The 21,721-nt window shown below is 70.9% G+C and carries 23 protein-coding genes; 12 read left to right on the top strand and 11 right to left on the bottom strand.

Going from position 1 to position 21,721, the window contains the following annotated elements:
• The first annotated feature begins 167 nt into the window (after nucleotides 1-167).
• The 10 genes from WME82_RS24430 to WME82_RS24385 all read left to right on the top strand — a co-directional run bounded on the left by WME82_RS24430 (nucleotide 168) and on the right by WME82_RS24385 (nucleotide 7,339).
• Nucleotides 168-350 carry a hypothetical protein gene (locus WME82_RS24430; protein ID WP_157906850.1) on the top strand — a complete coding sequence of 61 codons (183 nt, stop codon included), beginning with the start codon at nucleotides 168-170 and terminating at the stop codon, nucleotides 348-350.
• A gap of 403 nt (nucleotides 351-753) precedes the next feature.
• Nucleotides 754-1,020, top strand: coding sequence for a 30S ribosomal protein S16 (rpsP, locus tag WME82_RS24425; RefSeq protein WP_012237071.1), 267 nt, complete (start codon nucleotides 754-756; stop codon nucleotides 1,018-1,020).
• A 1-nt stretch (nucleotide 1,021) separates the two neighbouring features.
• Nucleotides 1,022-1,273, top strand: a complete 252-nt coding sequence (locus WME82_RS24420; RefSeq protein WP_012237070.1) for a KH domain-containing protein — start codon at nucleotides 1,022-1,024, stop codon at nucleotides 1,271-1,273.
• Nucleotides 1,274-1,285: 12 nt separating this feature from the next.
• A complete protein-coding gene (gene rimM, locus WME82_RS24415; protein ID WP_437873715.1) occupies nucleotides 1,286-1,798 on the top strand; it encodes a ribosome maturation factor RimM in 513 nt (170 codons plus the stop codon).
• A 40-nt stretch (nucleotides 1,799-1,838) separates the two neighbouring features.
• A complete protein-coding gene (trmD, locus tag WME82_RS24410; RefSeq protein WP_438044755.1) occupies nucleotides 1,839-2,633 on the top strand; it encodes a tRNA (guanosine(37)-N1)-methyltransferase TrmD in 795 nt (264 codons plus the stop codon).
• Nucleotides 2,630-3,205, top strand: a complete 576-nt coding sequence (locus tag WME82_RS24405) for an RNA methyltransferase (RefSeq protein WP_438044754.1) — start codon at nucleotides 2,630-2,632, stop codon at nucleotides 3,203-3,205. Before trmD ends, WME82_RS24405 begins: the two co-directional genes overlap by 4 nt.
• Before the next feature lie 71 nt (nucleotides 3,206-3,276).
• Nucleotides 3,277-4,458 (top strand): tRNA epoxyqueuosine(34) reductase QueG, encoded by a 1,182-nt coding sequence (queG, locus tag WME82_RS24400; protein ID WP_438044753.1) that lies wholly within the window; start codon nucleotides 3,277-3,279, stop codon nucleotides 4,456-4,458.
• A 72-nt stretch (nucleotides 4,459-4,530) separates the two neighbouring features.
• Entirely contained in the window at nucleotides 4,531-5,478 is a 948-nt protein-coding gene (locus WME82_RS24395; protein WP_438044752.1) for a lysophospholipid acyltransferase family protein, read from the top strand.
• Between the two features lie 89 nt (nucleotides 5,479-5,567).
• A complete protein-coding gene (locus WME82_RS24390) occupies nucleotides 5,568-6,293 on the top strand; it encodes a DUF72 domain-containing protein (RefSeq protein WP_437301456.1) in 726 nt (241 codons plus the stop codon).
• The gene (locus tag WME82_RS24385) at nucleotides 6,290-7,339 is read left to right on the top strand and encodes a hypothetical protein (protein ID WP_438044751.1); all 1,050 of its coding nucleotides are present in this window, start codon (nucleotides 6,290-6,292) and stop codon (nucleotides 7,337-7,339) included. Before WME82_RS24390 ends, WME82_RS24385 begins: the two co-directional genes overlap by 4 nt.
• A gap of 319 nt (nucleotides 7,340-7,658) precedes the next feature.
• On the opposite strand, the gene rpmB is transcribed toward WME82_RS24385, so the two are convergent.
• The 3 genes from rpmB to WME82_RS24370 form a co-directional block, all read right to left on the bottom strand.
• Complete coding sequence (gene rpmB / locus WME82_RS24380) at nucleotides 7,659-7,883, bottom strand: 50S ribosomal protein L28 (RefSeq protein WP_012237062.1); 225 nt, start codon at nucleotides 7,881-7,883, stop codon at nucleotides 7,659-7,661.
• A 320-nt stretch (nucleotides 7,884-8,203) separates the two neighbouring features.
• A complete protein-coding gene (locus tag WME82_RS24375; RefSeq protein ID WP_438044750.1) occupies nucleotides 8,204-9,286 on the bottom strand; it encodes a hypothetical protein in 1,083 nt (360 codons plus the stop codon).
• 13 nt (nucleotides 9,287-9,299) lie between these two features.
• Nucleotides 9,300-10,163, bottom strand: coding sequence for an N-formylglutamate amidohydrolase (locus tag WME82_RS24370; RefSeq protein ID WP_437747848.1), 864 nt, complete (start codon nucleotides 10,161-10,163; stop codon nucleotides 9,300-9,302).
• Between the two features lie 158 nt (nucleotides 10,164-10,321).
• Here WME82_RS24370 and xerD point away from each other — a divergent pair, with 158 nt between their 5' ends.
• Nucleotides 10,322-11,212: a site-specific tyrosine recombinase XerD gene (gene xerD / locus WME82_RS24365; protein WP_437873709.1), complete on the top strand. Its 891-nt coding sequence runs from the start codon at nucleotides 10,322-10,324 to the stop codon at nucleotides 11,210-11,212.
• A gap of 15 nt (nucleotides 11,213-11,227) precedes the next feature.
• On the opposite strand, the gene WME82_RS24360 is transcribed toward xerD, so the two are convergent.
• The 8 genes from WME82_RS24360 to WME82_RS24325 all read right to left on the bottom strand — a co-directional run bounded on the left by WME82_RS24360 (nucleotide 11,228) and on the right by WME82_RS24325 (nucleotide 20,326).
• Nucleotides 11,228-12,970: a serine/threonine protein kinase gene (locus WME82_RS24360; RefSeq protein ID WP_438044749.1), complete on the bottom strand. Its 1,743-nt coding sequence runs from the start codon at nucleotides 12,968-12,970 to the stop codon at nucleotides 11,228-11,230.
• Between the two features lie 4 nt (nucleotides 12,971-12,974).
• A complete protein-coding gene (locus WME82_RS24355) occupies nucleotides 12,975-13,604 on the bottom strand; it encodes a hypothetical protein (RefSeq protein ID WP_438044748.1) in 630 nt (209 codons plus the stop codon).
• A gap of 160 nt (nucleotides 13,605-13,764) precedes the next feature.
• Nucleotides 13,765-14,811, bottom strand: coding sequence for a DUF4340 domain-containing protein (locus WME82_RS24350; RefSeq protein ID WP_437873707.1), 1,047 nt, complete (start codon nucleotides 14,809-14,811; stop codon nucleotides 13,765-13,767).
• Nucleotides 14,808-16,793 carry a Gldg family protein gene (locus tag WME82_RS24345; RefSeq protein ID WP_438044747.1) on the bottom strand — a complete coding sequence of 662 codons (1,986 nt, stop codon included), beginning with the start codon at nucleotides 16,791-16,793 and terminating at the stop codon, nucleotides 14,808-14,810. The genes WME82_RS24350 and WME82_RS24345 overlap by 4 nt, the downstream gene beginning before the upstream one ends.
• The gene (locus WME82_RS24340) at nucleotides 16,790-17,515 is read right to left on the bottom strand and encodes an ABC transporter permease (RefSeq protein WP_437747842.1); all 726 of its coding nucleotides are present in this window, start codon (nucleotides 17,513-17,515) and stop codon (nucleotides 16,790-16,792) included. The genes WME82_RS24345 and WME82_RS24340 overlap by 4 nt, the downstream gene beginning before the upstream one ends.
• The gene (locus tag WME82_RS24335) at nucleotides 17,512-18,576 is read right to left on the bottom strand and encodes an ABC transporter ATP-binding protein (protein WP_438044746.1); all 1,065 of its coding nucleotides are present in this window, start codon (nucleotides 18,574-18,576) and stop codon (nucleotides 17,512-17,514) included. The genes WME82_RS24340 and WME82_RS24335 overlap by 4 nt, the downstream gene beginning before the upstream one ends.
• Nucleotides 18,577-18,853: 277 nt before the next feature.
• Nucleotides 18,854-19,744 carry a hypothetical protein gene (locus tag WME82_RS24330; RefSeq protein WP_438044745.1) on the bottom strand — a complete coding sequence of 297 codons (891 nt, stop codon included), beginning with the start codon at nucleotides 19,742-19,744 and terminating at the stop codon, nucleotides 18,854-18,856.
• 270 nt (nucleotides 19,745-20,014) lie between these two features.
• Nucleotides 20,015-20,326, bottom strand: coding sequence for a cupin domain-containing protein (locus tag WME82_RS24325; RefSeq protein ID WP_437747839.1), 312 nt, complete (start codon nucleotides 20,324-20,326; stop codon nucleotides 20,015-20,017).
• Between the two features lie 181 nt (nucleotides 20,327-20,507).
• On the opposite strand from WME82_RS24325, the gene WME82_RS24320 reads away from it, so the two are divergent.
• Nucleotides 20,508-21,695: a BMP family ABC transporter substrate-binding protein gene (locus WME82_RS24320; RefSeq protein WP_438044744.1), complete on the top strand. Its 1,188-nt coding sequence runs from the start codon at nucleotides 20,508-20,510 to the stop codon at nucleotides 21,693-21,695.
• Nucleotides 21,696-21,721: the final 26 nt, after the last annotated feature.

Here is a 21,721-nt window from a genome sequence, read left to right as displayed (position 1 = left end):
GCGCCGTGCCGCGTCATGAGCGCTGCGAACATACCACTGTCGGCCCGACCGATAACCTTGACCCGCCATCCCACATTGCTAGATTCGCTTCTAAGAGCGGGGTGCTTTCTCGCAGACCTCGTTCCACCAATTCAGCCGAGCACTCTACGAGGTGGAGGGGTTAGTCGATGCTTCCTCCGTTCATCATCGAGCAAATACGGCAGCGCGAAGAAGAGAAGGATCGGTCCAGAAGAGAAGAAATTCGACCGCGCCTCGAGCTGCCGATCGAACGCTACCCCGCACCTCGTCGTCTTCCGGACTCGGAAGAGGACGATCCCAACCGGGGCGTCATCATCCTCGATCTGGGCTGACGCCACGTGTAGCACGCGCTCCCGCGTGAACCCCCTGGAAGCGCTGCTCCAGCAGCGTGTCCTGGACGACGTACCTTCGAGATGTTCCCCGTTTTCCTCGCAAATTCCACGAAGTTGGCGACCGTGCGTGCACGCGGATCTCGGCTCCGCGCTCGCACCGGGCTCGTCCGGCGAGGACGGTTGGCGACTGGGCGAGCGGGGCTTCGAGCAGGCAGCGGGGGCCCGAAAGTTGTCCTCCGCGGACGTGCCCTGCTCGTGCGGGGTTGACCCTCGGCAGGATCTTCGCCTAGGTTGCGCCCCCACTTCTGGCGCGGAGCACTGAACGAGCTACGCTCCGGCGCCTCCAGAGCAAGCCGTGCACAACGTGGGCACGGGCTCTTCCATATCGATCGAGGTTCTACAGATGGCCGTTCATATTCGCCTCGCCCGCGCGGGCACCAAGAAGACGCCCTTCTACCGCATCGTCGTCGCCGACCAGCGCAGCCCGCGCGGCGGCAGGTTCATCGAGCGGCTGGGCACGTACGACCCGCGCAGGACCGAGATCCGCCTCGATGTTCCCCGCGTGAGGCACTGGATCTCGAACGGCGCCCAGCCGACGCACACGGTGGCGCTGCTCCTGAAGCACCCTGGGCTGGCCCAGGCGGCCGCTCCCGCGGACGCCGCGAAGTAGCATGGCCTCGTCGACGTCTCCGCTGGTCGATCTCGTCGCGCTCGTTGCCCGCGCGCTCGTCGACCAGCCGGACCGGGTCGTCGTGCGCGAGGTCGCGGGAGACCGCTTCCCCAGGATCGAGCTGACGGTCGCGCGCGAGGATATCGGCAAGGTGATCGGCAAGGACGGGCGCACAGCGCAGTCGATCAGGACGTTGCTGAGCGCCGCCGCGAGCAAGTCGGGGCGCCGCGCGCACCTCGACATCCTCGACTGAGACGAGCCCGACGTGGAGCGACGCTACGTTCCCGTCGCGGATGTCGCCCGTCCGCACGGCGTTCAGGGGGAGCTGCGGTTGCGCCTCTACAACGAGGCGTCCGACCTGCTCCTCACGCGCCCTCCGATCAGGCTGCGCCTTCCCGACGGCTCTGCGCGGGACGCGAAGATCGTGGCGACGCGGCCCGTCGACAAGGCGTTGCTCGTGCGGATCGCCGGGATCGACGATCGGGACGCGGCCGAGGCCCTGCGCGGAGCGACGTTGTGCGTCCCTCGGGACGCGTTCGCGCCGCTCTCTGAGGGCGAGTTCTACGCCTGCGACGTGGAGGGGGCGCGCGTGATGACGCCCGACGGCGATCTGCTCGGGCACGTGAGGTCGCTCCAGTCGTACCCGACCTGCGATGTGCTCGTCGTGGAGAGGCAGGGCGCAGATTCCATCGAGATCCCGCTGACCGAGAGCTTCGTCAGCAGCGTGGACGCGGAGCGGCAGGTCGTCCAGCTGGCGACGCTGGAAGGCCTCGTCTGAGCCGCCGTTCCGCGCAAGGGAGCCCGCCTCGGCAAGTGCGATGCGCATCGACGTAGTCACCCTGTTTCCGGAGCTGTTCGAGGGGTTCCTGGCGATCGGCATGGTCGGGCGCGCGCTCGCGTCGGGTGCGCTCGCCGTGCGGACGCGCAGCCCGCGTGAGTTTGGCCTCGGCCGACACCGGAGCGTGGATGACACGCCTTACGGCGGCGGCTCCGGCATGGTGATGCGCGTCGACTGCATCGTCCGCTGCCTGGAGGCGCTCGAGGAAGTCGCCGCCGGAGGCGATGCGTCGAGCGCGCCTCCAGGGGCCGACGCGACGGCGTCCTCGGGGCCTCTGCCGCGCGCGCACCGGGTGCTGCTCACGCCGCAGGGGCAGCCTTTCCGTCAGGAGAAGGCCATCGAGCTCGCGGCGCGCCCTGCCGTTGCGCTCGTTTGCGGTCGCTACGAGGGGTTCGACGAGCGGGTGCGCGCTTTCGTCGACGAGGAGATCTCGCTCGGCGACTTCGTGATGACCGGCGGCGAGGTTGCGGCGATGGCGGTGATCGATGCGTGCGTGCGCCTGCTCCCAGGGGTGCTCGGGAACGCTGTGTCGGCGGAGCACGAGTCGCACAGCCCCGCGCTGTCAGGGCTCCTGGAGTACCCGCAGTACACCCGTCCCGTTGAGTTCCGTGGGCACAAGGTGCCCGACGTGCTGCAGCAAGGAAACCACGCGGCCATCGCGCGCTGGCGACGAGCGGAGGCCGAGCTGCGCACGGCCCAGCGCAGGCCCGACCTCTGGCGCAAGGCGCATGGGGGAGAGCCGCCCCAGGACGAGAGCGGCGAGGCGCGGCGATGAGGCTCGCGCTCGCGCTCGTTCACTACCCCGTGCTCGACCGGTCCGGGGAGACGGTGACCACGGCGATCACGAACCTCGATCTGCACGACATGGCGCGGAGCGCGCGCTCGTACGGCGCCGAGCGGCTCTTCGTCGTTCATCCGGTCGCCGCTCAGCGCGCGTTGGCAGAGCGGATCAAGGAACACTGGGTGATCGGCTCCGGCAAGCGCCGGATCCCGGATCGCGCGGTCGCGCTCGATGTGCTGAGCGTGGTCCCCAGCCTGGACGACGTGTACTCCGCGCTGAGCGGCGCAGGTCGGCGCGGCGTCGAGGTCTGGACGACCGCGGCGGCCTCGCGAGGGCTCCCGGTGACGAGCTACGCAGCGACCCGCGCGCGCCTCGCGCAAGCGAGCGATCCGGTGGTGATCCTGTTCGGCACAGGCTGGGGCCTCGCGCCAGAGGTCATCGCCGATGCCGACGTCCGGATCGAGCCGATCAGGGCGGAGGCGAGCACCGGCTACAACCACCTGAGCGTGCGCGCGGCGTGCGCGATCACGCTCGATCGGCTGCTCGGCGACCGGAACGCCGGGTGATCTCGCGCGGCGCGCGGTCGTCGAGCGTGGCGCCAGCACCGCCGCGCGCCGTTCCGGTCCATCCTCCTGCGATGAGCGAGCGCGAGGCCGATCGTCCCGCCGGGGAGGCGAGCGCGGCGCGACCGATGCCCGACCGGCTGGTGCGCGAGCAGGCGTTCGCGCTCGGCTTCGACGTCGTGGGCGTCGCGCGCGCCGACGAGCCCCTCGGGGTCGAGCACGCACGGTACGTGGAGTTCGTCGCGCGCGGCATGCACGGGGAGATGGGGTACCTCGCGGAATACGCGGAGCAGCGGCGCCGGCTGGACACCAGCGCGATCCTCGAAGGAGCACGCTCGGTCGTGTGCGTCGGCCGCAGGTATGCGCGGCCCAAGGAGAGCGAGCGGCGCGACCCGACGCTCGCGCAGAGCGTCGCGCGGTACGCGCGCGGGCAGGACTATCACAACCACCTGAAGCGGCGGCTCCGGCGGCTCGCGGCGTTCATCCGCTCGCTCGCGCCATCCGTGCTCGCGCGGCCGCTCTGCGATGTCGAGCCGGTGATGGAGCGCGTCTGGGCGGCGCGCTCTGGCATCGGTTTCGTCGGCAAAAATGGGCTGATCATCACGCCGGGGCAGGGGAGCTACCAGCTGCTCGGCGAGGTGGTCACCACGCTGGATCTCGTCCCCGACGTGCCCATCGCGGAGCGCTGCGGATCGTGCACGCGCTGCCTCGACGCGTGCCCGACGCAGGCGTTCGACGCGCCCTTCGTGCTCGATCCGCGGCGCTGCATTGCGTACCTGACGATCGAACAGAGGAGCGCGCCGGCCGAGGCGCTGCGGTCCGGCATGGGTGAGCACCTCTTCGGCTGCGACGTCTGCCAGGAGGTATGTCCCTTCAACAGGACCGCGCCCCCGCCCCTCGAGCGCACCGCGCCGTTCCATCCTCTGGCCCGATGGGAAGCGCGGGACGTCGACGACCTCGTGGCGCTCGACGAGCAAGCGTTTGACGCGCTGACCGTCGGGACGCCGGTCCGGCGCGCGCGACGCGGCGGGCTCGCCCGAAACGCGACGATCGTCGCTGCGAACCGGCTGGCGAGCGGCGCAGATGGCGCGGCGGCAGCGAGCGCGAAGCGCGCGCTCGTCGCAGCGCTCGCTCATGACGATGCATCGGTGCGCGAGGTCGCCGCGTGGGGGGTGAGCCACGCAGGGGGCGGCGAGCCGGCGGGCCCGGGCGCGCCGAGGCCTGACGGGTCGAACGAGGATCCCGGTGCAGGTTGAGGCGCGCTGCCCGCCGCGATCGAACGCGGCGCGGGAGCGCGGCGGTGCTCGGGCGCTCTTCGCGGGGGCCCGATGATCCGCTACGGTGTGCGCCGGCAAAGCGCCGCGCGCACGAGCACCAACGTGGATCTCCCCTCCAGGCTCCGAGCGCTCCTCGACGATCTACGCCGGCACGATTCCGTCCTCTGGCGGCGGGCAGTCGACGCTGGGGTGACCTACGGCCCGGACCTCCTCGTCCGGCACAGCCCTGCGTTGTTCGGGCTCGTCGTCGGCGCGGTGTTGCCGGAGCAGCGGAGGGCCGTGCGCAGGAACCTCCGGCTGACGCTGGGCGAGCGGGGGACGCTCGACGAGTACCGCGACGTCGCCCGGGTGTTCATCAACTTCGCCAGCTGTCTCACGGACGCGTTCATCGCGGGCAGCAGCCGGCCCGATCGGCTCACCGGCCTGTGCGTGAACGACGAGCACTTCACGAACGCGTTCCAGCGGGGCCTCGGCGTGATCGTCGTCACGGCGCATACCGGCGGCTGGCAGGCCGCCGCGCCGCTGCTGCGATCGGTGCACGCTGCCGACGTGCTCATCGTGATGCAGCGCGAGCGCGACCAGCGAGCGCAGGCCATCCAGGACGGCACGCGAGATCGGGTCGGCGTACGGATGCAGCACGTGGCCGACGATCCGCTCGCGGTGCTCCCGCTGCTCGCGCACCTCAGGCGGCAGGGCGTCGTGGCCATCCAGATCGATCGACTTCCGTCCGGGATGCGCGGGCGCGACGTCGAGCTCTTCGGGCGACCCTGGCGCGTCCCGGAGGGCCCGCTTCAGCTCGCGGCGGTCAGCGGCGCGCCGATCGTCCCCGTGTTCACGCGGCGGACCGGCTTCATGGAGTACGAGATCTGCATCGCGCCGCCCATCTCGCTCCCCCGCAAGCCAGGATCGTCCGAGCTCGACGTGGCAGCGCGGCAGATCACGGCGGAGATGGAGCGTTTCCTCCGGGACAACCCGACGCAGTGGTTCCACTTCGAATAAATCAAGGATTTTACTCCCCAAATGAGAAATCGCGCCGCCGTCGGGCACGCGCTGCATCGGCGCGCAAGGTGGGTTAAGAGTCCGCGCTGATGGCCCGCCTCCTCGTCGGACTGCCCTCGCTCAAGGGCGATATTCAGAAGTACAAAGATCGCTTCGATCTGGTCGAGCTCCGCCCGCTCGATACGTCGCTGCCTCGCGCGACGACGCTGCGCAAGTGGCGCAAAGCGGTGCCGCCGGGCTTCGTCTTCAGCGTGGTGCTGCCGCGCGTGGTCGGCGAGCTCGCCGGCGGGCGCGACCTCGACGAGGCGCTCTCGGCCTCGCTCGAGGTGGCGGCCGTGCTGGAGGCGCGGTGCGTCCTGCTCCAGACGCCGGCGTCGCTCCGGCCGACGGCGAGCAACCGCAAGAAGCTCGCGGCGCTCTTCGAACGCCTGCCCGCCGAAGGGGTCGTGCGCTGCTGGGAGCCCTCCGGGATCTGGGAGCGCGACGACATCGTTGCGACCGCGCGCGCCGCCAAGGTCATCCCGGTGCTCGACGTGGCGCGCGACGCGCCGCCGCCCGGGCCGATCGTCTATACACGGCTGCGCGCGCTCGGGCGCTCCTCGTCGATGGGAGCGGCCGCGCTCGAGCGGGTCGCCGAGCGCCTGCGCGGACGGCGTGAGGTGTTCCTGGTCGTCGAGGGCGACCGCGCGCCGCAGATCAAGTCGCTGCTCGCGGCGGCGCTCGCGCGCACGCCGGATCGCTCGACAGCGTCGGCTGTGGTAAGGCCGACCATGCCCATGCCCAGCACCCTCGTCGCCGAGGACGAGGAGCAGTGATCCGCGGCGCGGCAGCCACCGCGAGCGACTCCTTTGCGGCTTCGGCCGCCCGGGCCGCGCTCGAGTCCTCCGGCAGCGCGATCGACGCGATCGTCGCCGGCTTCTTCGCTGCAGCTGGCGCGCAGCCCGACGTGCTGCTCACGCCCGCCGTCGCGCTGGCGGCCGGCGTCGGCGTCGGCGCGAGGGCGTTCGACGGACGGGCGATCCAGCCTGGGCGCGGCGCGCCGCGGCCGCGCGGGTTCGTCGATGGGCAGAGCGTCCCGGAGGCCGCGCACGTCGCTGTTCCGCGCTCGCTCGGCATGCTGGTCCTGCTGCACGGCTACCTCGGACGCGCGCGGCTCCGTGAGCTGGTTCGCTCCGGTGTGGTCGCGGCGGAGCGCGCGGGCGCGACCGGGCGCGCCGCGCTGCTCCGCGAGGTCGGCTCGCTCGGCGCGGTGGCGCTCCGGGCGCGCGATGTGGAGCGGGCGCTGCTGGCCGTCGGCGGGGCGGTCGCGGGGGGGACGCTGACCGCCGAAGACCTCGCTGAAGCGGTGCCCGCCGAGGTGGAAGCCGCGTCGACCACGATCGCGGAGGGGGCGACCGCGCTCCAGGCACCCTGGCCGGTAGGGGACGTGGCGCGACCCACGGACGCCATCGTCGCTTGCGACGGCTGGGGCACGGTCGCAGCGCTCGCCTATACGCGCACCGATGATGGCATCACCGTCCCCGAGCTCGAGATCGTGCTCGGCCGCGACGCCGTCCCAGTGCGCCGCGGGATCACGCGCCTCGCCCCTGGCACGCCCCTGCCCGCGGCCGCACCGATCGGGATCCTCCAGCGCGGCGCCTTCGCGGCTGCGATCGCGCTCGCAGGCAAGCCCACGATCGATGTGAGGGGCCTCACCGCGCTCCTCGCCGGCACCACGCTCGAAGCTGCCCTTCATGATGTCCGCACGCAGCAGGGCGCCAGCGCCGCCATCGCCGTCCTGCGCGACGAGCGCGACGCGCGCACGGCCAACCTCGCAGCCGGCTTCATGGCGGGGACAGGGACGCAGCCGGCAGAGGGGTGAGGCGCAGCGAGCGTCGGTCGGCCGAAGCGGAGATCGGCCGGCCATGCGGCTCCCTAGCCGACGCGGCGCGGGCCATCGAGGGCGCCGTGGAGGAGCGCTGAGGCTGCAGCGAGGTGCAGCGAGCCGCTGCGCAACGTGCGCTGCGGCCGACGCCTGCCAGCTCGCGCCGGCTGCATGCGCCGCGTGCCGTCACGCACGCGGCACTTCCAAAGCTGAAGATGGATGGAGACGAGCCCCGAGGGGGGGAGAACAGAGCGCGGCGCATCCAGCCGCGAAGCGGCGGCCGACATTCAGGCCGGCCGGCGCGCTGGTGCTGGGCCTAGAGCGCGACGCCGTAGCGCTTCGCGTAGGCGACAACGCCGATCTTGTCGATCGTGCGGATGTCGCGCGTCGTGAGGTTGAGCTTCACGAAGCGGTTGAGCTCGGGGACCCAGACGCGCCGGGTCTGAATGTTCACGAGCTGCCAGCGCTTCGTCTTGATGTTGGAGTGGGAGACATTCTGCGCCAGAAGCTTCCGCTTCCCAGTGATGTCGCTCTTCGCCATGACGTCCTCGGTTGGAAGGGGCCCTGCATCGGTGCCCCGACCGTAAATCGAACTAGCTGGCCGGGCGCACGCCCTGCGCGGGGGAGCAGGGGGGCTCGGGAGCGCGGGAAAGTGAAGGAAGCCGGGGGACATGTCAAGCGTCGTCCGGGGGATCATTGCCGCTGTGGGCTGGAAATCTCTGCCGGAGAGGTCGATCGGTCGATCGCCGCGCTGACGCCGGCCGGACGCAGAAGGGGATGGGGAAGAGCGGGTCGCGCCCGACCCGGACGAGCCTCTCCCCTCGGTGTCCCCGACGCCCTACGCGCCAGCTGACGCGCGGCCTAGGTCAGCCACTCGCCGCCCGAGGGCGGACGCCGATCCCGCCCGTCCTTCTCGTTCTCGGGGCGGCGTGAGTGCAGATCGATGCGCCGGGCGTCGGCAGCCAGGCGCCAGGCCAGGATCTGGAACAGGCCGAGGCTCGTGATGGCGGACGTCGCCGCGAACGCAAGGCTCGCGGAGAGCACGATGACGATGTCCCGGGGCGAGAAGGTGTCGAGATGCGCGAGCCTGCCGACGACCAGGTCGGCCGTGAAGGCGAGCACCACAGCGACGGCAAGGAACGACCCGGCGCCCGTCGTCTCCGCACCCATGAACCCGGTAAGGCTGGACAGGACCGCCAGGATTACCAGCAAGGCGCCGAGATGGCCCAGGTGCGGATCGTGCAGAGCCAGCTGTCCGATCGCATGCCCGAAGGATGGGAGCGTGACGAGGAAGGCGGCGACGAGCAGCCACCGTGCGCCGCTGTACGCCCTGTAGCGAGACCGGAAGACGAGCGCAGCCGGGAGCGCTATCGCCGCGACGGCCCGGGCGGTTCCCCAGCCGACCGCCGTCCCCGAGCTCTGGAGGCCGAGGACGGTCGCGATCGCCCCGAGCACCACCATGGCGACGGCGCGCTGCCGGTAGCTCACCGACGTGAGCGCGGTGAACAGCGCGACGATGCCCAGGACGAACGCCGGCGGCCCCGCGACAACGCCGTCCGGGCGGAGCCCAGCGATCGACAGGCCGCCGAGCAGAAGGAATCCGGCGCCCACCGCAGCACACCAGATCCGCGCCGCGTCCTGCGCTGGACGCATCGGCGCCAGGTCCTCCATGAGCGCTTCGGACGCGAGGAGCGGCTTGGTGACGTGCTCGCGCGTGCTCGGGGGCGCCACCTCGATCGGGATGGCCGGGTTCGACTCGAGGCGCCGATCGACCGGAGCGACGCTGATCGACGCCGCAGCCGGTCCTTCCTGGGCGCGGTCGGCCGGGCTGTCGCCGGTTGTGGCGCCCTCCGGCTGGGCTGGTGCGGCCTTTTCCCGTTCGGCGATCGCGCGACGGCTCGCTGGCGGGCGGTCGCGGCTCGCCTCTCCGAAAGGCTTTTCCATTGATGGAGCTGGATCAGATCTCACGGGCGTCGAAGGGAGGGCTGCTGCGGAGCTGACCGAGCAGCTCGGCTGAGGTGAGCCGCGCGACCAGGGTACGACCGAAGTCTCGCACGGCAGGGAATCCTTGCCCATCCATGGCAAGGGATTGCTCGTCCATGTACAGCCGGCGTGCAATCTCGATTTGCACGGCGTGGACGGCACGGTGCGGTTGGCCGTAGTGCGCGGTGCTGAAACCCCCTTTATAGGGGTCATCATGGCGCACGGAGAAGCCGCAGGCGCGCGCGTGCTGATCGACCGCGTCGATCACCGCGCTCGCGGCGGTCGTCCGCCCGCGCGTGCCGGGGACGATGTCGGCCCGAGCGATCGCGCCCTCCGCGTGGCCGCGGCGGCCCTGGCTCGGCATCGAGTGCGCGCAGAGGAGGATCGCGAAGCCGAAGCGCTCGCGCTTGCGGGTGAGGAGCGCGCTGAGGGCGCCGTGATAGGGGCGGTAGAAGCGGTCGAGCCGGCGCTCCACCTCCTGTCGCGGCAGCCGAGCGGCGAGGATCGGCTCGCCGTCCGTGGTCATGCGCCAGATGAGCCCCCGCGGGTAGGGCGCCCGGCCGCCGCCCTCGACCGCGTCGCCGTCGCAGTCCGCCTCGCCCCGGTTGAGATCGACGACCAGCCGGCTCATCCTGGAGAAGAGGAGCGTCGCCCCCTCGGCCGGAGCGTCCTGGAAGAGCGCGTCGACGTACAGGTCCGCGTCGCGCCCGATGCTGCGCGCCGGCGCGATGGTCCAGGACAGCGACTCGGGATCCACGTGGACGCCCGCGTGCGGTACCTCGACGAGGACCGGGCTTTCCGCTCCGCGGGGCTCGATGACCTCGAAGGCTGACACCACGGGGCCCACTGTGACGCATTCCTCGTCCGGCTGGAACCAGGACGGGGAGGTGAAACGCCGGAAGGGAGGAAGACGTATTGCCGTTCGGGGCGTTCTGGGTCGATCCGCTCCGGCCCGGCTTTCTGGCGCGCTTCGCCGCTTTCGAAGTACCGTTGGCCGTGGACCTTGCGACCTGGGTGGACGCCTACCTGGATCACCTTCGCGTCGAGCGGGCTCTGGCGCCCCTGACGCTCGAGGCGTACGGCCATGATCTCGCCAAGCTCGTCGCCCACGCCGAGGCGAGCGGGGTCACGACCGTCGATGGGCTCGACCAGGCGCTGATCGGCACCTACCTGGTCGCGCTCGGCCAGGCGGGCATCAGCGCCAGCTCGGCGGCGCGCCACCTCTCCGCGGTCCGCGGGTTCATCCGCTTCCTGCTCCGCGAGCGCCGCATCGAGCGGGATCCGTGCGCGCTGGTCGAGCGACCCAGGGTCGGGCGGCGGCTGCCCAAGGTGCTCTCGTTCGACGAGATCGCGCTCCTCATCGAGGCGCCCGAGCAAGGGACGTTCAAGGGGCTGCGCGATCGCGCGATGCTCCACGTGATGTACGCGGCCGGCTTGCGCGTCAGCGAGGTGGTGCGCCTCAAGCTCGCGGACGTCGACCGGCGCAAAGGGATCGTGATGGCGCTCGGCAAGGGGGGGAAGCGGCGGCTCGTGCCGCTCGGCGAGCCGGCGCTCGCCGCCATCGACGCCTACCTGGAGCTGCGCGCGACGCACCCGCGCAGCGCGGCGACCCAGGTGCTGTTCCTCTCGCCGCGCGGCGGGCCGCTCACCAGGCAGGCGGTGTGGAAGCTCCTCGGCGGGTATGCGCGCGCCGTGGGCATCGCCAAGCCGAGCTCGCCGCACAAGCTCCGCCACTCGTTCGCGACGCACCTGCTCGAGGGGGGCGCGGATCTCCGGAGCGTCCAGGCGCTCCTCGGTCATGCGAACGTCGTGACGACCGAGATCTACACGCACCTCGCCGACGACCACGTGCGCGCCGCGTACCGTCGGGCGCACCCTCGCGCGTGAGCGCGCGCAAGATGGCTATTTGCAGCGTTTGAGGAATTTGCCGCAAGGCTTGCTCGCCGCCTGCCCCGCTGGCTGAGCCGGGGGGATCTCGGTGAGCTGGAACTCTTGCACGAGCGGCGTTCCGGCCTTGACGACGACGCCCAGGCTCCGCGGGAAGTAGCCGGTTCGCTTGACGCTCACCTTGTGAACCCCAGGGGAGAGCCCGAGCTCGACCTCCGGGGCCTGCGTCACCTTGCCGTCGATGGTGATCTCCTCGCACGCGACGGGCTTGCAGGAGATCTTCACCGTCGCGTCGGTCGCCACGCCGGCGTCGGTCGAGGCGCCGGCATCGATCGGGGGCTCGGCGTTCGGGGTCCCGGCGTCGGCCGGCGCGCTGTGGGCTGGCTCGGGCGGAGCGGGCTCGGCCGACGGCGCGGGGGGAGCCGCAGCGGAAGCGCTTGTCGAGGCGCTGGGGCTCGGCTGCGCCTTGTCCTTGCGGTCCAGGACGTACCACGCGGCGGCCGTGCCCCCGACGAGCAGCACACCAACGATGCCCACCATCAGGGAGGCCGCCTTGCCCCACGGCGACCGGGGCGCGGTGCTGACCGCCGTCAGCGCGGGAATGCCGCTTCGACGGGATGCGGTCTGGCTCTGGGCCGAAGGTGACGGCGCCTGTCCGGCGGGCGCGTCGGCAAAAGGCTGCGGCGGCTGCGGCGAGGGCGCCAGCGGCGGCGAAGGTGAAAACGGCGCGTGCGACGGCTGCGGCGAGGGTGAAAACGGCGAGGGCACCAGCTGCGTGGCGTCGCCGGGCGGCAAGGGCGCGGGCGCGCTCGCCGCGGTGACGGCAACGGCCGGCGGCGCGGGCGCGACCGCCTCGTTCACCGAAGGAGACAGGGCGAGCGTCGAGCCCACCTCGATCGCGGCCCCCGAGAAGCCGCTGAGCATGGCCGCGAGCTCGCTCGCGGAGCGGAAGCGCTCGCGCGGATCGTGCGCCAGCGCGCGCGCGAAGGCGCCGTCGAGCACAGGGCTCAGCGGGACGCCGAGCTCCGCGGCCCGCACGGACGCGGCGAGGCGCGGCGCCATGAGCTCGCGCTGCCAGCCCTGGATGTCCACCTGACCCTGGCAGGAACGCCAGTACGAGCGGCCCGTGAGCGCGAAGAAGGAGACCAGCGCAGCGGAGAAGATGTCCGCGGCGGGTCCCGCCTGGCCGCCCGGCTGAAGCTGCTCGGGCGCTAGCCACGGCGCGGAGAGGACATACCCCTCCTGCGTCGGCACCATGCTCCGCGCGAGGGACGGCCCGAAGTCGGTGAGCTTCACGCTGCCCGGAGCGCTCGGGTCGATGAACAGGTTCGTCGGCTTGAGGCCGTGGTGGGGGACCTCGCGGGCGTGGGCCGCGTCGAGCACCGCCGCGAGAGAGCGGAGCATCGAGCCGACCTCCTCGAAGCCCATGGGCCGGCGACGCACGAGCTCGGCGAGCGACGGAAACGGGATCATGTCCGTCACCGTGAAGGGCGCGGCCGTCGCCGGGTCGTAGCCGGCCTCGAGGATGTGTGCGGCGAGCTCTGGTGGCAGCCTGTTCGTCTCGGCCACGTACCGCTGGAGGTGCTGCATCGCGTCCCCGCGCTGACCGACGACGGGCGAGTACAGCTTGATGGCGACGTCGCGCGCTTGCGCCGTCACCGCGCGGAAGGTGGCCGTCGCGCCCCCGTAGCCGAGGAGCGAGCGGACCGAGAACCTCCCCGCGATGACGCTGCCCGGCGCGACGTTCGGTGCCGTCACGAGATCACTCCGCCGCGACCGAGATCGACTCGATCGATTGCAGGATGGTCTCGTCGGCGCCGGAGTTGTCGTCCTCGGGGACGAAGCCGAGCCCCAGCACGATCTCCCCGTCCTTCCCGGTGTCGCCGAAGATCAGCAGCGGGCCCTTCCTGGTCCCGCGGGCGGCGCCCTCCTTTTGCCACAGGCCGATCTTCCGCCCGGCGACGTCCTTGATGTCGTCGGGCTTCTTCCAGTTCACCTTCTTCTTCGGCAAGATCACGTTGATCTCGCGCGCCAGCGCCTCGAGCGCGGCGTCGCGCTTCTCGATCGCCTGCTTGCCCTCGCCCGCGTCGATCTGCGCCGTCGCGAAGGCCGGGCCCTCGTCCGCGGCCTGCGCGATCGTGGCGCTCTCCGCCTGGGCATAGGTCCAGCCCTTCGCGGGCGTGAACACGAGTGAGCTCTGGGCGATCTTCGCCCGGGTCGACGCCTCTGCCTGGCACTGCTCATCGAGCGCCTTGCAGGGCTTCGGAGCAGGGGGAGGCGGAGGCGGTGGCGCCGCGGTCACGGTCGGCGGCGGCGCTACGGGTTGCGGTGGAGGCGGCGAGCTGCACGCCGCGGCGAGCGCCGCCGCAGCGCCCAGCGCTAGGGTAGGCAATCGTCGGAAGAACATTGCGCCCGAGCGTTGCAGGACCGGACCCGGTACGGCAAGTAAAGAGCGACCGGGGGAGACAGCTTGCGCCGCAGGGCGCGGCCGGCGCCGCACGGAGGCCGACCGCGCCGGGCGGCTGCTCCGGCGCGGTCGCGAGGCGCAAGGGCTACTTGACGACGGCGCCGACGTCCTGTTCGACCTGCTCAGCGACGCCTACCGGCACCTTGCCGTAAAGGCGGGTGCGCTCCGTGACCAGGAAATAGTCGGGCTTGCCGCTCGCCCCGGGGGGCCCCTTCACGAGCTCGGCGAAGCCGATGTCGCCAGAGCGGCCGGTGTACTCGATCCGCACCACGACCTCCTTCTGCTCCGGGGCAACGGCCACGTACTCGGTGGGACGGAGACGGTCGAGCTTGCTCATCCAGTTGCCCACCGTCTCGTCGTTCTGCTCGGGGCTCGCCGGATCGGCCCAGAACTTCTTGCCCTCGTCGCCGCTGCGCACGACCTCGCGGCGCTTGTCCCCGGCGATGACGCGCGCCCTGGCGAGATCGACGTCCTTCCACTCGTGTAGATCCCGCTCCAGGAGCCGTGACTCCGCGGTGTCGAGATCGCGGTAGATGTCGCCCTTGATGGCGTACACCTCGCCCGTGGCCTCGTCGCGCGCGTACCGGTCCGCGCCGCCGGGCGTCGCGCCGCCGAGGACCAGCTTTCGCTCGGCGCCGCGCAGCTTGACGGTGAGCGTGCCCTCGGGCTCGGCCAGTCCGAACTCGGCCGCGCGGTCGTCCGCGATGCGGCCGATCGAGCGCAGCGCCTTCAGCGGCGCGATCGCCTCGGCGAGCTTGTTGCCGGCGGCCACCGAGACGAACGTCGTCGTCTTGACCGTCGGCTCAGCCTCCGCGGGCGGCTCGTCGTCCTGCGCCGCGTCGTCGGGGTTCTGGTGCGGGTCCTTCGGCTTCTCGGCAGGGGGCGTCGTCTTGCGCTCCGCCGTGCCGACGAAGTAACGGCCCTCCTTGTCCTTCTTCGCCTCGAGGACGACCGTCTTCGATTTCCCCTCGAAGGCGATGCGCTCGACGTCGTCGGCGCGGCCGGCCCAGACGGTCACGTCCGCGACCGAGAGGGCGGCCGCCTTCTCGTCGCGCGTCCAGACGAGGACCGCGAACAACGCCGCGACCACAAGAAGGCCGAGGTGCACGAAAAAGCTGCGTTCCAACCTCATGCGCGCCTCCCGCTCGCGCGCCGCCCGCGGCGCGTGATGAAGAGCCCGAGACCCAGCACCATGGCCGGCGCCACGAGGATCGTGGCCCAGAACCACACCTGGTCCTTCTCCTTCGTGTGCTCGATCCGGACGTCCTCGCTCGTCGTGATCTCCCCGGCGTAGCTCTCCTCGCCGCCGAGCCACCGGAGCGCGTCCAGCGCGAACAGCCCGTTCGCTCCGGCCCGGATCGCCGCGTCGCTGAACATGTCGGCCTCGGCGACCACGAACGCGCGGAGCTCCTTCTTCTCCTTGCCGTCCGCGCCGGGCGCGACCTCCTTCGAGACCGCCGCGGCGAGGTTGTAGGCGCTGCGCTTCTCGCTCTCCGCGTCGAACTTGAAGTTGCCGTTCGCGTCGGCGAACGCCTCGGGCATCGAGCGGACGACGAAGTCGACCTTCAGCTCGTCGCCGCCCTGCTTGTCGAGCGACGACGCGCCCGGGAAGAGCGTCGGCGCCTGCTGGGCGTTGCGGCTCAGCGTGGAGACGGACGCGTGCGAGGAGTACCGCGTCGTGATCAGGATCGTCCGATCCGAGTCGTTGTGGCGCCTCACGGCGAAGGCCCGATCCATCGCCAGGGTCTCCGGCTTCCACGTGAGCCCCACGATGCCAGCGAGCGGGTTCAGATCGACCTTCGCCTCCGGATCGAGCGCGAACAGGAGGTGTCCGCCGCCTTCGGCGTACCGCTTGAGCGCCCCGATCTCCTCCGGCAGGAACTCCTTCTGCGGGCCGAGCACGAGGACCACGGAGGCGTCCTTCGGGATCTCGCTGCCGAGCCCCTGGGCGAGCCCGAGGTCCTTGACGGTGTAGTTCTGGGACTCGAACACCTTGCGCAGATCCTTGACCGTCCGCCCCGCGACCTGGCCAGCCGTCTCGTTCAGCTCGCCGTGGCCCACGGTCAGATACGCGATGCGCGCGGGCCGGATCACCTTGAGCAGCGCCTTCTGGAAGTCGGCGTCGATGCTCTTCAGCTTGGCGCCCGCGCTCTTCATGTCGGAGCCGACGGTGAGCGTCTCGCGCGAGCTGTCGCGCGAGAGCACGATGACGCCGTCCTGCGTGACCTTCGCCTCCTTGGCGAGCGCGGGGACGAGCAGGCGATCCTGCATCTCCACGGTGATCTGCGGCGACGCCGCCTTCACCTCGCGCAGGTAGCCCTCCACCTCGGCGCCGACCTCGTTCTGCTGCGGGAAGAAGGCCGTGATCTTGAGCGGCTCGGTCAGGCTCTCGGCGACGCGCTTCGTGGAGTCGCCCGGGCGCGCCGTGCGGTAGTACGAGAAGTCCACCTTGAGATCGAGCTGGCTCGCGGCGAACACGAAGAGCGCCGAGTAGACCGCGGCGAACCCGAGCGTCAGACCCGAGAGCGTCGCCGCGCGCACCCGCCGGCCCTCGATGCGCTCGGCGCGCCGCATCGGCGCGAGCGCCGCCTCGCCGAAGAACAGCGGCACCGTCGCCATGACGAGCAGCGCGATCCAGGCGACCGTCGTGGCCGCGTCGACGCGCGCGCGCAGCTCGGGCGCGGCGCGCGAGACGCCGAGCATGGCTTGCCCCGCGTCGGTCGTGGTGAAGTAGGCCGCCACCGCGACGACGCCGAGCGCCGACAGGATCGCGAGCGCGCGCTCGACCGCGCGGCGCTCGCCCGTCTCGCGCACCGCGGTCGCGAAGCGCAGCGCGGTGACGAGGACCAGGGTCAAGAACCCGAGCCCCGACAGGGCATAGCGGAGCCACTCGATCGTGGGCACCACGCGCTCGCCGAGGAAGAGGGCGAGGAGCGCGCCCGCGTACGCCGGGACCATCCAGCCCCCGGCGCGGAGCGCGGGCGCCTCGCGCGGCGCGGCGGGCGCCGGATCGCCGGCCGGCGGGGCCTCTCGCCCCGCGTCCGGCAGGGGCGCGGAGCCCGCTCCCTCGCCGCGGATCTCGGCCTCGTCGGCCTGAGCTTGCTTGTCCTTCACCGCCACCTCCGCGCCTTCAGGGTGTGGGTCGCGGCGAGCAGGAAGAAGTACGCGACCGCGACGTAGTACACGACGTTCTCCAGCCGGAGCACGCCGTTCAGGAACGGCTTCTGGTTGAGCGGGTAGAGGTTCAGCGCGCTCACGAAGTCGTTGAGCGGCGGCTCCGTCACGCGGGCGACGAGGAACAGGAAGCCGAGCGTCCCGAGGATCGCCGCCCCGAGGATGACCGCGATGACCTGGCTCGCCGCGAGCGTCGAGGCGAAGAGCCCGATCGCGAGCGACGCGGCGCCGAGCAGCAGCACCCCGGAGTAGCCGACCAGGATGTGCCCGACGGACACCTTGCCGTTCACGAAGATGAGCAGCGGCATGTAGATCGTGATCGCCGTCATCAACGACACCAGCGCGAGCGCGGCGAGGAACTTGCCGGCGATGATCTCGCCGTCGCGCACGGGCGCGGTCTTGAGCAGGATGAGCGTCCCGCTCTCGCGCTCGCCGGCGATGAGCCGCATCGAGAGGATGAGCGCCGCGACCATCGTGATGAACGCCGTGCCGTCGAAGAACTTGAGCAGCACCTCCGCCGACAGCCGCGCGCCCGAGCCGAGCGCCGCGACCTGGAAGTAGATGCCGTCGATGAGCAGCGCAGCGGCAGCGACGACGTACCCGAGCGGTGATCTCAGGTACGCGGACAGCTCCCGCCGCGCGACGAGCAATGTCCCTCTCATGTCTCGCCCTCGCCTTCCTCCGCCTGCTCCTCCGCAGGGGCCTTCCTTGCGTCGCCGCCGGCACTCGCCCTGCCGGCCGCGGCGGACCTGTCCTTCGCCCCGGGCGTCGCGCGCGTGGCGAGCCGCAGGAACACCGACTCGAGCTCGCGCTCGCTCCGCTTCACCTCGAGGATGCCGATGCCCGCCTGCACGAGCTCGGCGCACAGCGCCGCGCGCACGTCGCGGTCGGCCTCGACCGCGAAGCTCACGACGTCGCCCCCCGGCTCGTTGGTGGTGACCTGCTCGACGGACGTGACGCCCTCGACCTCGCGCGCGAGCTCGATCGCCCGCGTCGCCTCGCCGCGGCCCGCGCCCTCGGGGCCGCGCACCGTGAGCTCGACCCGGACGCCGTGGAGCAGCTTGGCCGAGAGCTCCTGCTCGGTCCCCTGCGCGCCGATCGCGCCGTCCCGGATCACGAGGATGCGATCGCACGTCTCGCTGATCTCGGAGAGGATGTGGCTGGAGAGCAGGATGGTGTGCTTGCCGCGCAGGCTCCGGAGCAGGGCGCGCATCTCGACGATCTGCACGGGGTCCAGCCCGCTGATCGGCTCGTCGAGGACGAGCAGCCGCGGCTTGTGCACGATCGCCTGCGCGATGCCGACGCGCTGCTTGAAGCCGTGGGACAGCGAGCTGATGGGGTCCGCGGCCACGTCGTCGAGCTGCGTCACCGCGAGCGCCTCGGCCACCCGCGCGTCGGCCGCGCCGGCGTCGACGCCGCGCAGGCGCGCGGCGAAGTGGAGGAAGGCGCGCACGCTCATCTCGTCGTAGAGCGGCGGCCTGTCGGGGAGGTATCCGATGCGGGACCGCACCTCGTGGGGGTGGTCGACGACATCCAGTCCGTCCACGAGCACACGGCCCGCGGACGGGAGCAGATCGCAGGCGAGGATCCTGAGCGTCGTCGTCTTGCCCGCGCCGTTCAGGCCGAGCAGGCCGACGATCTCTCCCGCCTCGATCGAGAACGACAGGGGCCCGATGGCCTTCCGGTCGCCGTAGTACTTGTATAGGTCGCTGATTTCGATCACGGCCGTGCACCCCTCCGCGAAGGGAAGAAGCTCTCCGCGCCGGCGATTCGGACGCCGCAGTGCGCGGCGGCCCAGGCGCCAGCGGCCCCTTACAACAGCGGGAGGCGGAAATCATTCCCGACGCGGCGCGCGCGGGGGCTTGCTCCAGACGGGGGGCTCTCCCTCCGGACGCATGGAGCGGGACACTCGGTGAAGCGGTGAGCGAAGCGACCAGGACGTGATGGATCTCAGCCTGCAGCGCGGTGAGATCGTCGATCCGGCAGCGCTCGCCCCGCCGTCAGCAGTGCTCGGCGATGATCGCCCAGCAGGCGTCCGCGAACTCGCGGTACGTCGATCGGTCGAGCGTCGCCTGCGTCACGGGCATCACGTCCTGGTGCTCGGCGAGCATCGGGCGCAGCGCGCCCTCGATGTCCGCGCTCGTCTCTATCCACAGGAACTCTTCGATGCCGTCGGTGATCTGGCCGCGGATGAGCTTCGGCACCTCGCTCAGGCGGACCTTCTTCGGGCTCCGCCGCGCGATCGACGAGGCGATCTGCTCGGCGTGCGCCGGCCACCGCTTGAGCGCGTTGTGGAACGTGGAGCCGACGAGCCGAAGGATCTGCTGCGCGAGCATCGCCACGCGCGGGCGCTGCACGCGCTCCTCGTTCTCCGCCACCATCGCCAGGTAGTCGTCGCTCAGGAGCTTGCGCAGGTCGCTCGAGAGGATCTGCTGCGACTCCGGCGTCATCCGCAGATCCGCGACGTGCGCGAGGAAGATGTCCCGCAGCATGGTCAGCCGCGCCGTCACCGAGCCGGTCGGGGTCGTGTCGAGGATCTCGGCGAGCGGGTCGATCAGCCGGCGCCCGAAGGTGGTGAGGATGTGATCGAGGATCCGCTTCTGGTGCTGCTTGTGGCCGAGCACAGAAAGCGCGCGCGCGATGTGCGCCTTGCTCGGCGCGTCGACGAGGATCTCCAGCGGCTGGTCCTGCGGCTTCCCCTCGTACATGCGCAGCGACGCGAACATCTCGCGGAACGCGTCCGCCGCGGCCGCCCCCTCGCCCGACTCGCCGTAGACCCGGATGACGAGCCCCGAGTCGGGACCGGCGTCGAACAGCCGCCGGAGCTCTTCCCGGATGTCCTCGTCCGTGACGAGCGGCCCCGGAGGGAGCGATTTCCCGCGTGAATCCATGAGCGTCCAGCCTACGGCAAAGCGCAGCGTACCTGAACCTCTGTGCCCCGAGAAAGCGAGCGCCGGGTGCACGCTCGCGGTCCGGTGAGGACGTGCCTGCGGCGATGTCGTACCCCGGACCCAGGTCAGGCCGGCGTGGCCTCGCCGGCCTTCGTGTCTGGAAGCGGCGAAGCCCCGCATGGCGCGAGGGGGTGGAAAGGAGGTGTCCAGATGAGCGGCCCGGATGTCCTGATGCGTGAGCCGGTGTCCAGATGATCGGATGAAGATGAATCAGATGAAGACGACGGGCTGCTCCCAGATCGCGAGGACGATGCAGCCCTCGGCGCTCGAGACGCTGTGGCGGCTGCCCGGGGCGTTCATCACGAGCGTGCCGGCGCGGTGGTGCCCGCGCTCGTCCGACTGTGATCCTGTGAGCACGAAGATGTGTTCATGGCCGCGATGGACGTGCTGCGGCACGGATGCCCCCGGCGCGTAGCGCAGGAGCGCGGCCGAGGCGCCTGCGTCGCTGTTGCCGTAAATGCGGTGAATCTCGACGCCCTCCCGGAGGCGCCGCCAGGGGACCGACTCCGGATGAGCGGCCATCGTTGCCACATTCGCAATGATGAATGGCAACTGCACAGGCACAAAATCCCGCGTCGCTGCTGAAAGTGTAGCTGTCATCGCGAATCTCCGGTGTTGATGTAACCATGCCACAGCGCGCGGTGCGCGCTCAACGGGAATCACGCGAAGCGCGCGAAATTCACGCGTGGGAAAAGTTCCAGAAATGAGGAGTCGCGTACACATCCATGGCGTGAAGAGCACACCGAGAACTCCCGTGTTCACCGCGGCCGGCGCGGCACGGGGACAGCGCTTCCTCGCCATCCTCCGTCCACTGGTCCTCTCGCTCTCGCTCCTGCCGGCGGCCGGCTGCAGCAAGGAGGGGTCGAGCGATCAGCCGCTCACGGTGGGCTTCATCTACGTCGGCCCCAGGGACGACTACGGCTACAACCAGGCGCACGCCGAGGGGGCCGCCGCGCTCGCCAAGCTGGCCGGCGTGAAGACCCGTGAGGAGGAGAACGTCCCCGAGACGGTCGCCGTGCAGAAGACGCTCGAGAGCATGATCAACCTCGATGGCGCGACGGTGATCTTCCCGACGTCCTTCGGCTACTTCGATCCGCACATCCTCAAGGTGGCGGAGAAGTTCCCGGACAAGACCTTCCTCCATTGCGGCGGCCTCTACGACGGGTCGAAGCACCCGAGCAATGTCGGCAGCTATTTCGGCTACATCGACGAAGCCGAGTACGTGTCCGGCATCGTCGCCGGCATGACGACGAAGAGCGGCAAGCTCGGGTTCATCGCGGCGAAGCCGATCCCGCAGGTGCTCCGCAACATCAACGCCTTCACGCTGGGCGCCCGGAGCGTGAACCCGAGCGTGACGACGGCCGTGATCTTCACCGGCGACTGGTCGATGCCCGTCAAGGAGGCGGAGGCGGCCAACAGCCTCATCGATCAGGGCGTCGACGTCCTGACCGCCCACGTGGACTCGCCCAAGGTGATCATCGAGCTCGCGGAGCGGCGCGGCGCGTTCAGCACCGGCTACCACACGAACCAGGCGACGCTCGCCCCGAAGGGCTACCTGACCGGCGCCGAGTGGAACTGGTCCAAGGTCTACACCGACTACATGACGTTCATCCGTGAGGGGAAGCCGTATCCGCACCTCCTGCGCGGCGGTTTCAAGGAGGGGTACATCAAGATCTCACCCTATGGCCCCGCCGTCTCCGAGGAGGCAAAGAAGAAGGCCGAGGAGGCGAAGGCGAAGCTCACGGAGGGCACGCTCACCATCTTCCAGGGGCCCATCATGAACAATGAGGGCAAGGTGGTGATCGCCGATTCGGTCGCGCAGCAGCAGACCGACATCGCGCTCGAGAGCATGGACTACCTCGTCGCGGGCGCTCTCGGCTCCACACATTAGAGCGGTGGTCACCCGCTGCGGGTGAC

This window comes from Sorangium sp. So ce128, assembly GCF_051525245.1.
GTDB lineage: Bacteria > Myxococcota_A > Polyangia > Polyangiales > Polyangiaceae > Sorangium > Sorangium cellulosum_B.
This window is presented reverse-complemented; position numbering and strand designations above follow the sequence as displayed.